Origin of the sequence: Halomonas sp. DP3Y7-2, assembly GCF_019800795.1 — a bacterium.
Taxonomy (GTDB): domain Bacteria; phylum Pseudomonadota; class Gammaproteobacteria; order Pseudomonadales; family Halomonadaceae; genus Halomonas; species Halomonas litopenaei_A.
On sequence record NZ_JAHVKJ010000008.1, the window covers coordinates 320,687 to 335,944 of the forward strand.

Annotated in this window: 13 protein-coding genes; 1 reads left to right on the forward strand and 12 read right to left on the reverse strand. The window is 64.5% G+C overall.

Features of this window, described 5'->3' with window-relative positions:
• Positions 1-90 precede the first annotated feature (90 nt).
• From KUV45_RS11285 to KUV45_RS11325, 9 genes are all read right to left on the reverse strand, one after another.
• Complete coding sequence (locus tag KUV45_RS11285) at positions 91-1,005, reverse strand: hydroxymethylglutaryl-CoA lyase (protein WP_222163095.1); 915 nt, start codon at positions 1,003-1,005, stop codon at positions 91-93.
• Positions 1,005-3,137: an acetyl/propionyl/methylcrotonyl-CoA carboxylase subunit alpha gene (locus tag KUV45_RS11290; protein WP_222163096.1), complete on the reverse strand. Its 2,133-nt coding sequence runs from the start codon at positions 3,135-3,137 to the stop codon at positions 1,005-1,007. The genes KUV45_RS11285 and KUV45_RS11290 overlap by 1 nt, the downstream gene beginning before the upstream one ends.
• Positions 3,134-3,955 carry an enoyl-CoA hydratase-related protein gene (locus KUV45_RS11295; RefSeq protein ID WP_222163097.1) on the reverse strand — a complete coding sequence of 274 codons (822 nt, stop codon included), beginning with the start codon at positions 3,953-3,955 and terminating at the stop codon, positions 3,134-3,136. Before KUV45_RS11295 ends, KUV45_RS11290 begins: the two co-directional genes overlap by 4 nt.
• 14 nt (positions 3,956-3,969) lie before the next feature.
• Complete coding sequence (locus KUV45_RS11300) at positions 3,970-5,577, reverse strand: carboxyl transferase domain-containing protein (protein ID WP_206937874.1); 1,608 nt, start codon at positions 5,575-5,577, stop codon at positions 3,970-3,972.
• Between the two features lie 87 nt (positions 5,578-5,664).
• Positions 5,665-6,834, reverse strand: coding sequence for an isovaleryl-CoA dehydrogenase (locus KUV45_RS11305; protein ID WP_222163098.1), 1,170 nt, complete (start codon positions 6,832-6,834; stop codon positions 5,665-5,667).
• Between the two features lie 379 nt (positions 6,835-7,213).
• On the reverse strand, positions 7,214-7,717 hold the full coding sequence (locus tag KUV45_RS11310; RefSeq protein ID WP_222163099.1) for a cupin domain-containing protein: 504 nt from the start codon (positions 7,715-7,717) through the stop codon (positions 7,214-7,216).
• Positions 7,718-7,874: 157 nt separating this feature from the next.
• On the reverse strand, positions 7,875-8,654 hold the full coding sequence (locus KUV45_RS11315; protein ID WP_224852051.1) for a substrate-binding domain-containing protein: 780 nt from the start codon (positions 8,652-8,654) through the stop codon (positions 7,875-7,877).
• A 175-nt stretch (positions 8,655-8,829) separates the two neighbouring features.
• A complete protein-coding gene (locus KUV45_RS11320; protein WP_224852028.1) occupies positions 8,830-9,555 on the reverse strand; it encodes an ATP-binding cassette domain-containing protein in 726 nt (241 codons plus the stop codon).
• Positions 9,552-10,250: an ABC transporter permease gene (locus KUV45_RS11325; RefSeq protein WP_222163100.1), complete on the reverse strand. Its 699-nt coding sequence runs from the start codon at positions 10,248-10,250 to the stop codon at positions 9,552-9,554. The genes KUV45_RS11320 and KUV45_RS11325 overlap by 4 nt, the downstream gene beginning before the upstream one ends.
• Positions 10,251-10,486: 236 nt before the next feature.
• Between KUV45_RS11325 and KUV45_RS11330 the strand changes: the two genes are divergently transcribed.
• Positions 10,487-11,377 (forward strand): helix-turn-helix transcriptional regulator, encoded by an 891-nt coding sequence (locus KUV45_RS11330; protein ID WP_222163101.1) that lies wholly within the window; start codon positions 10,487-10,489, stop codon positions 11,375-11,377.
• Positions 11,378-11,425: 48 nt separating this feature from the next.
• On the opposite strand, the gene KUV45_RS11335 is transcribed toward KUV45_RS11330, so the two are convergent.
• The 3 genes from KUV45_RS11335 to KUV45_RS11345 all read right to left on the reverse strand — a co-directional run bounded on the left by KUV45_RS11335 (position 11,426) and on the right by KUV45_RS11345 (position 15,215).
• Entirely contained in the window at positions 11,426-11,938 is a 513-nt protein-coding gene (locus KUV45_RS11335) for a hypothetical protein (protein ID WP_222163102.1), read from the reverse strand.
• Positions 11,939-12,090: 152 nt separating this feature from the next.
• A complete protein-coding gene (locus KUV45_RS11340; RefSeq protein WP_206937885.1) occupies positions 12,091-13,407 on the reverse strand; it encodes an HlyD family type I secretion periplasmic adaptor subunit in 1,317 nt (438 codons plus the stop codon).
• A 2-nt stretch (positions 13,408-13,409) separates the two neighbouring features.
• Positions 13,410-15,215 carry a type I secretion system permease/ATPase gene (locus tag KUV45_RS11345; RefSeq protein ID WP_222163103.1) on the reverse strand — a complete coding sequence of 602 codons (1,806 nt, stop codon included), beginning with the start codon at positions 15,213-15,215 and terminating at the stop codon, positions 13,410-13,412.
• Positions 15,216-15,258 lie beyond the last annotated feature (43 nt).

The following is a 15,258-nucleotide window of genomic DNA, read 5'->3' on the forward strand; positions in this document are numbered from 1 at the left end:
GTCCAGGGCAGGGCGCCTAGGGCAAGATCAGGGAAGCGGGCATCAGCGATCAGCGGCCCCTGACGGCGCCGCCGATCGCTCAGGTGTTCGTTAGCCTTTGGCGACCATCGCCACCCCCGCCTTGGAGCGATTCGGGCGGCCGATGGTGTGGGTGATCCAGTCACCGACGGCGGCGATGCGAGCGAGATCGACCCCGCAGTCGATGCCGAGTCCCTCCAGCAGATACACCACGTCTTCGGTGGCGACGTTGCCGCTGGCGCCCTTGGCGTAGGGACAGCCTCCAAGGCCGGCCACCGAGCTGTCGATGACCTGGACACCGTCTTCGAGCACCGCCACCAGGTTGGCCAGGGCCTGGCCATAGGTATCATGGAAATGGGCCGCAAGTCGGGTGACCGGCACATCCCGGGCGACGGCTTCGAGCATGCGCCGGGCTTTCAGCGGCGTGCCGGTGCCGATGGTATCGCCCAGCGATACCTCGTAGCAGCCCATCTCATCCAGCGCTCGTGCCACCTTGGCCACCTGCCCAGGCGCGATGTCACCCTCATAGGGACAGCCCAGGACACAGGACACATACCCCCGTACCTGGATGCCCTCGGCCTTGGCACGTTCGACCACCGGGGCAAAGCGCTCGAGTGATTCGGCGATGGAGCAGTTGATGTTCTTCTGCGAGAACGATTCAGAGGCCGCGCCAAACACCGCGACTTCCTGTACGCCACATTCGATGGCAGCCTCCAGCCCCTTCAGGTTCGGCGTCAACGCCGAATAACGCCGTCCGGGCTGTGCTGCTCCCTCCTGCATCAGGGCCCGCATGACCTCGCGATGATCGGCCATTTGCGGCACCCACTTGGGGGAGACGAAGCTGGCCGCCTCGATATGGCAGTGTCCCGCCATGGCCAGACGCTCGATCAGTTCGAGCTTGGTTGCCGTGGTGATCGGGTCCGGCTCGTTCTGCAGGCCGTCCCGCGGGCCCACCTCGACAATCCGCACACTGTCGGGAAAGGCCATCAGAGAGCCTCCTTGTCATGCACGCTGTCGGCGGACTGGGCAGTGAAGTCGAGCAGCACATCGCCCTGGCCGACGGTGTCGCCAGCGGCGTAGCGAAAGGCCTCGACCGAACCGTCGGCAGGCGCGGTCAGCGTGTGCTCCATCTTCATGGCTTCCATGACCATCAGCGCGTCGCCCTTGCTGACCGCGGCGCCAGGCGCCACCAGCAGTGCCACGACGGTGCCATGCATCGGCGCGGTGAGCGTCGATTCCACCTCGTGCTGGCCATGATCGATGGCATCAATGCGACGCCAGCAGAGGCGCACTTCACCCCCAGGGCTCGACAGCACAATGGTATTACGCTGCTGGCCTTGCCCCAGCAGGCGAGCCTGCAGCCGGCGGCGATGACCGTCCAGGGTGATCGCCACCGCATCGCCGGGCAGCTCAGTCAGGCTGGCAGATACCTCGGCACGAGATTCCCCGGGACCCCGGATGCTGAGCTGCCATGCCTGATCGCTGGCGGCGTGCCGCCCCTCCACCACGCACAGGCTGGATGGCTCGGCCTCAGCGGCCTCCCGTGGATCGCACAGCGCGATGCGGATTTGACGGGGGCCATTGACGCGAAAGCCATCGTGGCGATCCCAGGGAGAGTCACTTTCCGACTCCCGGGACAATTGGTGCAGTGCCACCAGGGCCGCGCTGGCCAGGCTCTGCTGGTCCAGCCCGCGGCTGGCAAACAGGCTTTCCTCATGGCGCTCGATAAAGCGGGTGTCGAGATGGGCGGCCTGAAAGTCCGGGTGGTTCGTCAGCCGCTGCAGGAAGCCTCGGTTGGTGATCACTCCCTGCACGTCCAGGGCGGCCAGCGCGCGATTGAGACTGGCCAGGGCAGAGGCACGATCCGGACCGTGGGTGATCAGCTTGGCCAGCATCGGATCATAGTGCATCGATACCGTGTCGCCAGTGGCCACCCCGCTATCCAGGCGCACCTGAGCGGAGCTCAGGTCGGCCCCGACCAGATCCAGCGCGAAGCGATCGAGCACGCCGGTGGCAGGCAGAAAGTCCTGGTCGGCATCCTCGGCGTACAGGCGCGCCTCAAAGCTATGGCCATCGATGGACAGCTGGTCCTGGCGCAACGGCAGCGGCTCATTCATCGCCACCCGCAGCTGCCATTCCACCAGGTCCTGGCCAGTGATCATCTCGGTCACCGGGTGCTCGACCTGCAGCCGCGTGTTCATTTCCATGAAATAGAAGGCGCCGTCCTGCTGTGGCGAAGCGCCGGGCGTCGCGTCGAGCAGGAATTCCACGGTGCCCGCGCCGACGTAACCGATCTCCTGGGCGGCGCGAACCGCGGCATCGCCCATGGCACGTCGTAGCGTCGCCGTCATGCCGGGAGCGGGCGCTTCCTCCAGTACCTTCTGGTGACGGCGCTGGACACTGCAGTCTCGTTCGAATAGGTACACCCCATTGCCGTGGCGGTCGCAGAACACCTGCACCTCAACGTGGCGGGGTTGGGTCAGGTACTTCTCGATCAGCATGCGATCGTCATTGAAAGCGGCTCTGGATTCCCGGCGGCAGCCTTCCAGCGCCGCCTGAAATTCGCTGCCGCTTTCGACCACGCGCATACCCTTGCCGCCGCCGCCAGCGCTGGCCTTGAGCAACACGGGGTAGCCGATGGCGTCCGCCTCGCGCTTGAGCAGAGCGTCGTCCTGGTCATCGCCGTGGTAGCCAGGCACCAACGGTACGCCGGCATCCATCATGCGTGCCTTGGCGGCGGACTTGTCGCCCATCGCCTTGATGCTGGCGGCGGGAGGACCGACGAAGACAATGCCGGCGTCCTCGCAGGCCCGCACAAAGGCCTCGTTTTCCGACAGGAAACCATAGCCCGGATGAATGGCGTCGGCGCCGCTGCGGCGAGCAGCGTCGATCACCTTGGCGATATCCAGGTAGCTTTCCCGAGCGGCCGCCGGGCCGATATGGATGGCTTCGTCGGCTTCGCGCACGTGGCGGGCGTCGGCGTCTGCATCTGAATAGACGGCGATGGTCTTCAGGCCCATGGCGCGTGCGGTACGCATCACGCGGCAGGCGATCTCACCGCGATTGGCCACCAGCAGGGTGTCGAAGCGCAGCTGGTCAGCAGTGGGGGTCGAGCTCATGAGGCGCTCCCGCTATGGTTGGAGGTGCCCGCCCAGGCAGGGCGGCGCTTTTCGAGGAAGCTGGAAAGCCCTTCCTGGCCTTCGTCGCTGACGCGCAGGCGGCTGATGACCAGGCAGGTGCGCTCCCGTGTGGCCTGTTCGTCCGGCGCTCGAGCGACCTCAGCGAGCAAGGCCTTGGTCGCTCGACTGGCCTGGGGAGAGGTGGCCAGCAGGGTCTCGAGCATGCTCTCTACCGCGTGGTCCAGGGCCTCTGGTTCAACGACCCTGTGCACCAGATCCAGTGCCTGCGCTGTCGTGGCGTCCATCACCTCTGCGCTGAGCGCATAGCGGCGCATCTGGCGGCTGCCGATGGCGCGCAGCACGTAAGGGCTGATGACAGCTGGCGACAGGCCAATCTTGACCTCGGACAGGCAGAACTTGGCGCGCTGGGACGCCAGCACGATATCGCAGCAGGCGGCGAGGCCTACGGCTCCGCCAAAGGCGGCACCTTGTACCCGGCACAAAGTGACGCAGGGCAGGGTGTCCAGTCCGTGCATCAGGCGCGACAGCTCGCGGGAATCGGCCAGGTTGTCGTCGACGCTGTAGTCGACCATGCGCTTCATCCAGTTGAGGTCGGCACCGGCGGAGAAGCTCTTGCCCTCCGAGCCGAGCACCATGACCCGGACCTCGCCGCGCTCTGCGGCGGCGCGAACTCGGTCCAGGTGGCGATTGAGCTCGCCGATCAAGGCATCATCGAAGGCGTTATGGACCTCCGGACGCGTCAGCGTCAGCCAGGCCACCCCCCTGGCATCAATGTCTAGTGTCGATGTCTGAGACATGTCTGCATCCTCGGTTACATGCGGAAGACGCCGAAGCGCGTCTCTTCGATCTCGGCATTCATCGCGGCTGCCAGTGACAGCCCAAGCACGTCGCGGGTCTGGGCAGGGTCGATGACGCCGTCATCCCAAAGCCGCGCGCTGGCGTAGTAGGGGTGGCCCTGGTGCTCGTACTGCTCTCGGGTCGGCTGCTTGAAGGCCTCTTCCTGCTCTGCTGTCCAGGACTCCCCGGCGCGTTCCAGCTGCTCGCGCTTGACCTGGGACAGCACCCCGGCCGCCTGCTCGCCCCCCATCACCGAGATTCTGGCGTTGGGCCACATGAACAGCAGGTTGGGCTCGAAGGCGCGGCCGCACATGCCGTAGTTGCCGGCACCGAAGCTGCCGCCGATCAGCACCGTGAACTTGGGCACGCGGGCACAGGCCACCGCAGTGACCAGCTTGGCGCCGTGCTTGGCAATGCCTTCATGCTCGTACTTCGAACCGACCATAAAGCCGGTAATGTTCTGCAGGAACACCAGGGGAATGCCGCGCTGGGCGCACAGCTCGATAAAGTGGGCGCCCTTGACCGCGCTTTCAGAGAACAGCACGCCGTTGTTGGCCACGATGCCAACGGGGTGGCCGTGGATATGGGCGAAGCCGGTGACCAGCGTATCGCCGTAGTAGCGCTTGAACTCGTCGAAGTCGGAACCGTCGACAATGCGGGCGATGACCTCACGTACGTCGAACGGCTTCTTCAGGTCGGTGCCGACGATACCGTACAGCTCGGCCGGATCGAGAGCGGGAGGACGCGGTGGCTGCATCGCCAGTCGGCCACGCTTCTGCCAGTTCAGTCGGGCGACACAGCGCCGGGCGAGCTGCAGGGCATGGGCATCATTGTCGGCGTAGTGGTCGGCAACGCCGCTGATCTTGGCGTGGACATCGGCGCCGCCAAGATCCTCGGCGCTGATGGTTTCACCGGTGGCAGCCTTGACCAGGGGCGGACCGCCAAGAAAGATGGTGCCCTGTTCGCGCACGATGATGGACTCGTCCGCCATGGCGGGCACGTAGGCCCCCCCGGCGGTGCAGGAGCCCATGACCACGGCGATCTGGGGAATACCCTCGGCCGATAGGGTGGCCTGGTTATAGAAGATGCGGCCGAAGTGGTCTCTGTCGGGGAACACCTCGTCCTGGCGTGGCAGAAAGGCACCGCCGGAGTCCACCAGGTACACGCAGGGCAAGCGATGCTTGCGGGCGACTTCCTGGGCACGCAGATGCTTCTTCACCGTCAGCGGGAAATAGGTGCCCCCCTTCACGGTGGCATCGTTGGCGACGATCACACACTCGACGCCGCTGATGCGACCGATCCCGGTGACCAGGCCTGCCGCCGGCACATCGCTGTCGTACACGCCGTGGGCGGCCAGAGCCGACAGCTCCAGAAAGGGCGACCCCTCGTCGATCAAGTGATCGATGCGGTCGCGTACAAACAGCTTGCCGCGGGATTCGTGGCGACTGCGTGCCTTGTCACCGCCGCCGCGACGAATGGCGTCGGTCAGTTCGTTCAGCTTGCCGACCTCGGCACGCATGGCCGCATCCCGAGCCACAAAGTCTTCGGAACGCGGATTGATTGCGGTATCCAACATGGCCATCTGGTGGCTCCGTAGGCAAAAGAGGGGCGACGTACGCCAGCATTCACAAGGCGCTGAACGCGCTCTGCTCCGGGGTCAACGTCGGGTTCAGGCGGACTCGTTGAACAGCTCGCGGCCGATCAGCATGCGCCGGATCTCACTGGTGCCCGCGCCGATCTCGTACAGCTTGGCGTCGCGCAGCAGGCGACCCGTCGGGTACTCGTTGATGTAGCCATTGCCGCCCAGCAGCTGAATGGCATCCAGTGCCACCTGGGTAGCCTTCTCGGCGCAGTAGAGAATGACCCCGGCGGCGTCCTTGCGTGACGTCTGATCGCGATCGCAGGCCGCGGCCACCGCATACAGGTAGGCGCGGCAGGCGTTCAGGGTGGTGTACATGTCGGCAATCTTGCCCTGCACCAGCTGGAATTCGCCGATGGACTGGTTGAACTGCTTGCGTTCGTGGATGTAGGGCACGACCACATCCATGGCGGCCTGCATGATGCCGATAGGGCCCGCCGCCAGCACGGTGCGCTCGTAGTCGAGGCCGCTCATCAGCACGCGCACGCCCTTGCCGACTTCGCCCAGCACGTTCTCCGCGGGGACCGCGCAGTCCTCGAACACCAGTTCACAGGTGTTGGAACCCCGCATCCCCAGCTTGTCGAGCTTCTGGGCGGTCGAGAAACCGTCGAATCCTTTCTCGATGATGAAGGCGGTGATGCCCTTGGACCCGGCGTCCGGGTCGGTCTTGGCATAGACCACCAGCACATCGGCGTCAGGGCCATTGGTGATCCACATCTTGTTGCCGTTAAGGATGTAGCGATCGCCTTCCTTGCGCGCGCGTAGCGACATGGACACCACATCGGAACCGGCTCCCGGCTCGGACATGGCCAGTGCGCCCACATGCTCGCCGGATATCAGCTTGGGCAGGTACTTGGCCTTCTGCTCGGCGTTGGCGTTGATCTTCAGCTGATTGACGCACAGGTTGGAATGGGCGCCGTAGGACAGTCCGACGGATGCGCTGGCGCGGGAGATTTCCTCCATGGCGATGCAGTGGGCCAGGTAGCCCATGCCGCTGCCGCCATCTTCGTCGGGAACGGTGATGCCCAGCAGGCCCATGTCACCGAATTTCTGCCACAGATCAGCGGGAAATTCGTTGCGCTCGTCGATCTCGGCGGCGCGAGGGGCGATCTCGTCGCGGGCAAAGGCATTCACCTGATCGCGAAGCATGACCAGGGTTTCATCGAGGCCAAAATCGAGCGGGGTATAGGGGCTGAACATGGCGGGCTCCAAAGCGTCTTGAATGGTCGTTGCGGTGGCGGTCAAGACCACGACCATCGGCAGTGATGTAGGGCTGAAAAAGCCGATCAGCGGCCGTCGAGGCAGCGGCTGGCGGAATGCTAAGAAGACTAGGCAAAGTTGACGTTAACGTAAAGTGCAGCTTCTGCCGCTTGCGACCAAAGTGGGGGGCGACATCGTCTGCAGGGGGGAATCGATGGACCTGGGGGGAGCCACGGGCAGAGTAGCAGTCGGCGCACAGATCAAGCTGCCCTCAGAGGCCTCTTGGCTTTGGGCTAAGGCCCCTCGGCTTTGGGCTAATTGGGCTAAACCCCTGGCGAAGCCGGCCAGGTCGGCTGATGGTCAGCCGGCTCAGCCAGCGTCAGTCCTCGCCCTGCCAGTAGTCCACGGTATCCTTGCGCAGGCCGGTGTGCTCGAAGCCGCGGCTGGCCTTGTCGCCCCCCGGGGCCGAGCCGGTGACGACCTGGAACTTGCCGGAGTCCGGATACTCCGTCACGTCCGGGGCATTCATGCTGCTGATGCATAGATAGGTGAGAGGCTCGTCGGAGTCGTTGATGATCTGATGGGCGCAGTCGGGGTCTGCGGCAGGTGCCGCGATCAACTCGCCTTCGACGATCGGATAGCGCTTGTCGCCCAGGCGCACGCTGCCCTTGCCCTTCAGCACCACAAACATCTCGTCGTTGTTGTGATGGAAATGAAAGGGCCAGGCGTGGCAGCCCGGCGCCAGGGTGACCCGGCGACAACCGAGATCGCGCATGCCCAGCACCGGCGTCAGGTTGATGATGCTGGCGTCGACCTTGTCGCCGTGCTGGTGGTGTTCTCGGGCAATCGGGCAATGGCAGAGAGAGAGGATGCGTGCGCGCATTGAGGGTCCTTGTGTGTGCAGCGGACGGACGAGCAGCCCGCAAGTGGAGCGTCGTCCGTCCTGCGTCGGTCCTCATTGCAGCCTAGACGCCGGAGCCATGCAGCGCTATTTCGACAGGGCTATCTCGACAGGGCTCGCGGCGTCGATCAGGATAGGCTTACTGGGCGTCAGCGTTGGGGAAGAACAGCTGCTGACCCTTGACCTCGAAGTCACCGATCGCCTGCTGGCCTTGTTCGGACAGCAGCCAGTCATGCCACTGGTCCGCCAGGTCATGCTTCAGCTCCGGGTGACGCTCCCGCGACAGCTTGAGGCTGCCGTACTGGTTGAACAGGACGTCATCGCCTTCAAACAACAGCTCAAGGTTCTGGCGGTTATCAAAGGCGACCCAGGTAGCGCGGTCGGACATGACGTAGGCATCCATACCCGCGGCAGTGTTGAGTGTCGCGCCCATGCCGCTCCCCAGCTCGCGATACCAGTCACCGCCAGGCTCAACGCCAGCGGCATCCCACAGGCGCAATTCAGCCCGATTGGTGCCGCTGTCGTCGCCGCGAGAGGTGAAGGGGGCTCCACTCTCTGCGATCAAGCTGAAGGCAGTGGCTGCACTGTCGGCGTCGCGGATGCCGGCCGGATCGTCGGACGGTCCGATCAGTACAAAGTCGTTGTACATGACGTCATCGCGCTGACTGGCGTAGCCGTCCGCCACGAAGGCTTCCTCACCGGCAGTGTCGTGTACCAGCAGGCTGTCAGCGTCACCGCGACGGGCGATTTCGAAGGCCTGGCCGGTGCCCACCGCGACCACGTGCACGTCGATGCCGGTGCTGTCGGTGAAGGTCGGAATAATGGCGTCAAACAGTCCAGAGTTCTGGGTGGATGTGGTCGATGCGAGGGTGATGAAGGGGGCCTCGTCCTGAGCCAGTGCGCTGCTGGCACCGAGCATCAGCGCGCACGCCGCGGCAGCGCTGGTGGCCGCACGACGAACCTGCATGGAAGACAGCCTGCGCGACGATGGGGTATGGCGATGTGACATGGTGCAGTTCCTTGCGTAGATCGCACGACGGGTGTCGTGCGGTGGATGAATGGGCCTGAAGCGTCGTCACCACCGTGGCCTCGATCTAGTCCAGTAGCTCTCCCGCGATAAAAGCGCTGGCTTCCTGGGTGACGGGGCGGCTGAAGAACAGGTTGGCCGGGCTTTGTTCGACCAGTCGGCCCCGGTGCAGCAGGATGACGTCGTCGGCCAGACGGCGCGCCTGGTGCATGTCGTGACTGGACATGACAATCCGCACGCCTTGCTGATGAAAGGTCTCGATGGCACTCTCCACCGCCCGAATGGCGGCGGGGTCAAGCGCCGAGGTCGGTTCGTCAAGGAACAGCACCTCGGGCTCCAGCAGCCAGGCCCGGGCCAGTGCCAGACGCTGCTGCTCTCCACCTGACAGCACTCGAGCCGGGCGTTTGGCCAGGCTTTCCAGACCAAAGCGCTCGAGAGCGGCGATGGCGCGCTGGCGCCGCTGTCGGCGTGGCACATGATTCACCGCCAACGCATACTCGAGATTGGCCAGGGCGCTACGTCTGAGCAGGACCGGACGCTGAAATACCATGGCCTGGCGGGGAGCCGAACCTTCCCATTGCAGCTGTCCCTGGGTGGGCGAGAGCAGGCCATGGGCAAGACGCATCAAGAGGCTCTTGCCCGCGCCATTGGGGCCCATGATCAGGGTGCGCCGATGACCGTCGAGAGTGAGTGACAGGGGGCCCAGCAGGCGCTGACCAGCGGTCGAGAAGCCGACCCGGTCGAGGGTGAGGCGAGGGGCCGAGGCTGGCGCCGACAGCGTCATCGTGGTCATCCCAGCTGCCTCCTGGTGGACTCGCCGATCAGGTGGGCGAGGGCGTTGATCAGCCCTACCAGGGCCAACAGCACGATGCCCAGACCCAGCGCCAGGGGCAGGTTGCCCTTGCTGGTCTCGAGCACGATGGCGGTGGTCATCACCCGGGTAACGCCGTCGATGTTGCCGCCGACGATCATCACGGCGCCCACCTCGGCGCTGGCTCGTCCAAAGCCCGCCAGCATGACCGTAATCAACGCGAGACGGGCGTCCCACAGCAGCGTCGGGATACGGCGTACTCGGGAAATCCCCATGGATGCCAGCTGCTCGGCGTATTCGCCATGCAGCTCCTCGACCTTCTGCCGGGTCAGCGAGGCCAGAATCGGCAGGACCAGAATGACCTGTGCCACCACCATGGCGGTGGGGGTAAACAGCAGGCCCAGGGAGCCAAGGGGCCCCGCCCGGGACAGCAGCAGATAGACGGTGAGGCCTGCCACCACCGGTGGCAGGCCCATCAGCGCGTTAAGGGCGATGATCAGCGGTGCTCGACCGGGGAAACGGTACAGTGCCAGCGCCGCGCCAAGGGGCAATGCCAGCGCGGCAGCGATGGCGACTGCCGTCAGCGAGATGCGCAGGGACAGGCTGACGATGGTCAGCAGGTCGGGATCCAGTCCAACAATCAGGTCCAGGGCGGTGGCAAAGGCGGAGTCGGTCATCACGGCTCGTGTCAGGTAGGGTCAGAACGGCGCCGCGGTCGCGGGATGCCCTTGATATACCAGCATAATGTGATGAAACGTCGGCATGCGCATCCGGGCACTGAAATTTATGCAGCCTGAAACATCTTCGTGCATAGTTAGCGGCTACATCTTTCGGCTAGTGGCTCGTTCTGAATCAGTGAACCAGCGCTTCGAGACAGACGACCAGCCCCGTAGAGCAAAAGGGAGGCAGGACCATGGATGACGTAGCGTTCCCGACCTATCTGACCACCTCGGAGGTGGCAGACTATCTGCGGTTGAAGCCGCGCAAGGTCTACGACCTGGTGCGCCAGGGGCAGATTCCGTGCAGCCGGGCCACCGGCAAGCTGCTGTTCCCGCGGCAGGCGGTGGATCTGTGGGTCATGAATCACCTGGAGGGGGATCAGGCGGCCAGCGTGGGACCTCAGGAAGTCCTCGGTGGCAGTCAGGATCCGCTGCTCGACTGGGCCATGCGCGAGAGCGGCTGTGGTCTGGCCAGCCTGTGCCAGGGCAGTGGTGACGGTATCCAGCGACTGCTGGCCGGCAAGGCGAGCGTGGTCGGCGCGCACCTGCTGGATGCCGATGGCGGCTATAACGATCCTGCGCAGCTGGGACTGGGAGGCATGCGTGACCTGGTCGTTGTCCACTGGGCACGTCGCCAGCAGGGGTTGATGCTGGCGGCGGACAATCCGCTGGGTATCTCGGGTCTTGGGGACCTGACCCGGGGCGACGTCCGGGTGGCACGTCGACCGCAGGGCGCAGGGGCCCATCGCCTGCTGCAAGGACTGCTGGATCGGCAAGGCATCTCGATGGACGCCCTTGGCCTGCTGGAGCAACCCGCCATGAGCGAGGATGATCTTGCCCTGTCGATTGCCCAGGGCAGGGCAGACGCGGGCCTTGGTGTCGAAGCGGCCGCGCGACGTCAGGGACTCGCCTTCCTGCCGCTGCAGCAGGAGTCCTTTGATCTGCTGCTGCGCCGCAGGAGTTACTTCGAGCCGCCGCTGCAACGGCTGCTGGCGTTCGCACGGCAACCCCGCCTGCGTGAGCAGGCCGAACAGTTCGGCGGTTACGACGTCTCTGACCTGGGAGCCGTTCGCTTCAACGCCTGATAGCGGTGTGACGCCGTCCCGCGAGTGCAGGGCAGGCTAAAGCGTGGCTCAAGGCTGTCGGTCCGTTGTGCGATGAATGATCTGTGGTACCAGTCGCTCCGAGAACCCCGCGGCAAAGGACCAGAAGATCAGTTTGGCGACGTCCTCTCCCTGGGCGGGATAGGTTCGCGAGAGAAAGTGAAGAATGTCATCCGTAGTAGGCGGTTCGGGGAAGGCGGCGATGTGATAGCTGGGGAACAGGTGCCCTTCGATCAGGCCGGCCAGGGTAAGCGCGTAGAACACCAGCGCAAAGGTGCCTCCGTAGATGGGCACCACCAGCACGGTCGCCCAGGACTGGGTGAGCAGTCGCAGTTCGGTCGACGAGATGTGCTTCAAGCGTTGCTGAATACTGACGAAGCCTCCGATGATGCCGCATTCGAACACCAGCCACGAGATCATCAGGCGCTGCTGAAACCACAGCGTTGCCGCGAACAGGGCCGCCGTGGCCAGCAGACTGATAATGATGAACACCAGCAGTCGCCTCGACACCACCAGCAGCATCTTGGTGCGATTGTCGTACACGTGCCGAACCCCGCAATGTGGCATCGCCGTACCAGCGTCTCTACCTCACTATAGACCCAGGACAGACGCATGACAGACCCAGAACAGACGCTGGCTACGGCGGCAGGGCGTGTAGGCTGAACCGCTTCCCATGCGGCGCAGGATCGTCGTCTTTACTCCTCGCGCATGGCTCTTGCCAGCATGTCGGTGACCGGTTTGGCCACGTAGCTGGCAAAGCTGCGCTCGCTGGTGCGAATCATCACCTCCGCTGGCATGCCGGCCATCAGACGCATGTTGTCGGTCATGTTGGCCTCGCCCTGTTGCGTGACCTGGATGCGCACCTTGTAGTAGCGCTCTCGGGTGGCTTCGTCCTCGAAACTGTTGGCGCTGACATGGACCACCTCGCCATCGATGACGTTGGACAGACGCTGGTTGAAGGCGCTGAAGCGAATCTCCGCCGGCTGCCCCAGGTACAGATGGTCGACGTCGTGGTTGGCTACCCTGGCCTCGACGATAAAGCCATCGCCCATTGGCACCAGATCCATCAGCGGATCGCCTCCGCGGATGACCGCTCCCAGGGTATGGACCTTCAGTCCCACCACGGTGCCGGCCACAGGCGCGGTAATGGCCGTGCGTCTCAGGGTATCGGTAAGGGCTACCAGGCGCTCCTCCGCATCGGCCACTTCCGACTGCACCTGACGCAGGGCCTCGCCGACCTGTTGCTGGAATTCCTGCAGGCGAATCTGCTTGTTCAGCACGTTCTCGCTGATCTGCGCGCGCAGTCGGGCTACCTCGGCCAGATGACGCGCATTGTCGCTCTGGTACTCGAGGCTCTCCCTCTCCATTTCGCGCATCCGCTGGCTGCTGATCAGTCCATCCCGGAACAGCTTGCGGTGATTGGCCACCTCACCATTGAGCGAGTCGATCCTTCGCTGAGTGATCTGGCGGGTGGCCTCGAGCCCGGTGATCTGCTCGTCCAGCTGCAGAATCTGCTGATCAAGTGCCGCCAGGGTGCCGTCCAGAGACTCTCGACGGACCTCGAACAGGCGCTGCTGCACCCCCAGCACCGCCTGGACGCGGCCATTGTCGGACTGACGCAGAGCGTCGGGAAACACCAGCTGGTCCGCTCCTGCCTGCTCGGCCAGCAGCCGTACCTCGCTGGCCCTGGCGATCAGATAGTCCGCCTCGACGATGCGGCTCTGGGCCCTGGCTTGGGTGTCATCCAGCGTGATCAGCACGTCGCCGGCATCGACCTGACTGCCGTCTTCCACATGAATACGCTCGACGATACCGCCCTCCAGGTGTTGCACCGTCTTGGTGAAGCTTTCCACCGATACGGAGCCGGGGGCAACGACGGAAACCGCCAGACTGGCCATCACCGACCAGCTGCCGAAGCCGCCCAGCGCCACCAGCAGGATGAGCAGGCCAAGGCGGCGGTAACGTTGATCTTGCAACGGCAATTCTTGTTGAGGGGCACCTGCGGGATTCATGATCAGGTCTCCTTGCTGTCGGGACGGACAGTGGACGCCGTGGATACCGGCGACGCCGATTCAGCGGGCACGGCCGCGCTTCTGCCACGTGCGCTGGGGCGCAGGGTGGTGACGGGGGAGACCCGTCTTGTTCCCGCCGCCACGGCGGAGACAGGCTCTCGACGCCCCGGTGGCGTGAGCGATGCCACGCGTCCCTCCTTGAGCACGAGAATGCGGTCCACATTGGCCAGCAGGCGCTGACGATGGGTGATGATCAGTGCAGTGGTGCCCTGCTGGCGCAATTCGATCAGGCATTGGGCCAGGGCCGCTTCGCCGGCATCGTCCAGGTTGGCATCGGGTTCATCCAGCACGATCAGGGCAGGGTTGCCGTACAGCGCTCGGGCCAGGCCGATACGCTGGCGCTGACCAGCGGACAGCGCGCTGCCACCGTGATCCAGCCAGGTGTCATAGCCGTCCGGAAGCTTGAGCACCAGTTCGTGCACACCGGCGCGGCGGGCGGCCCGCACCACCTGTTCCGGGTCCACGTCCTGAAAGCGCGCAATGTTCTCGGCGACGCTGCCATCAAACAGCTCGATGTCCTGGGGCAGGTAGCCCAGATGCGGCCCCAGCGCCGTGCGTTCCCATTTATTGATATCGGCGCCGTCCAGGCGCACGCAGCCCAGCTGGGTGGGCCACAACCCGAGCACCACCCGAGCCAGCGTGGACTTGCCTGCCGCGCTGGGCCCCACCACCGCAATGTGTTCGCCCTTGGCCATGCGCAGGTCGATGTTGGTGATGGTGGGCAGCTTGACGCCGGGAGGCGCTGCGCTGACGTCGTCCAGCGTCAGCTGTCCTCGCGGGCTTGGCAGCGGCATCGCCGGCGGATCGGCAGGAACCTCGTCCAGCAGGGCTTCCAGCCGCCCCTTGGCGGTACGCGCGCCAGAGAATCCCTTCCAGCCATTGATCATCTGGTCGATAGGGGCCAGCGCCCGGCCCATGAGAATGGAGCCGGCGATCATCATGCCCGGGGTCAACTCACCGCGCAGAACCAGAAAGGCACCGACTCCAAGAATCAAGGACTGAAACATCAGCCGCAGCACCTTGGAGGTGTTGGTCAGCAGGCCTGAGCGGTCGCTGGCCATGGACTGCAGCACCAGGTATTCGCGATGACGTGCTGCCCAACGCCCCTGGATGCCTGGCAGCATGCCCATGGCATGCAGCACCTCGGCATTGCGCAGATTGCTGTTGGCCAGATCCTGTGACTGCACGTGGCGACCGTTGGCCTCTGTCAGCAGCGGTTTGGTCAGTCGTTCATTGATCACGGCAATGGTCGCGAGGATGATCCCGGCCACCAGAGCGAACACCCCAAACCAGGGATGGAAGAGGGCCAGCACGCCGATGTAGATCGGCACCCAGGGAGCGTCGAAGAAGGCAAACAACCCGTTGCCCGACAGGAACTGGCGCAGGCTGGTCAGGTCGTTGAGCGGCTGGGCGGAGGGTTTGCCGGGGCTCGCCAGGCTGCGCTTGAACATGGCGGCGTAGAGGCGTGGGCTGATCAAGGTGTCCAGTCGGTTACCCACCCTGACCAGGATTCTCGAGCGCATCAGCTCAAGTCCCCCCATCACCATAAAGAGAAACACCACCACCAGTGTCAACATCCACAGAGTTTCCTGGCTGCGGGTGGTCAGCACGCGGTCGTAGACCTGCAGCATATATAGCGGCGGTACCAGCATCAGCAGGTTGATAAACATGCTGAACAGCGCCACATAGCCGAAGCTTCTTCGACAGAAGGCGAGGACCTTACGCAGGTCATTCTTCTCTGCAGCCATGATGGTTCCCCCTGACATCACCCCTCTTGCGGGGATGCTGTTG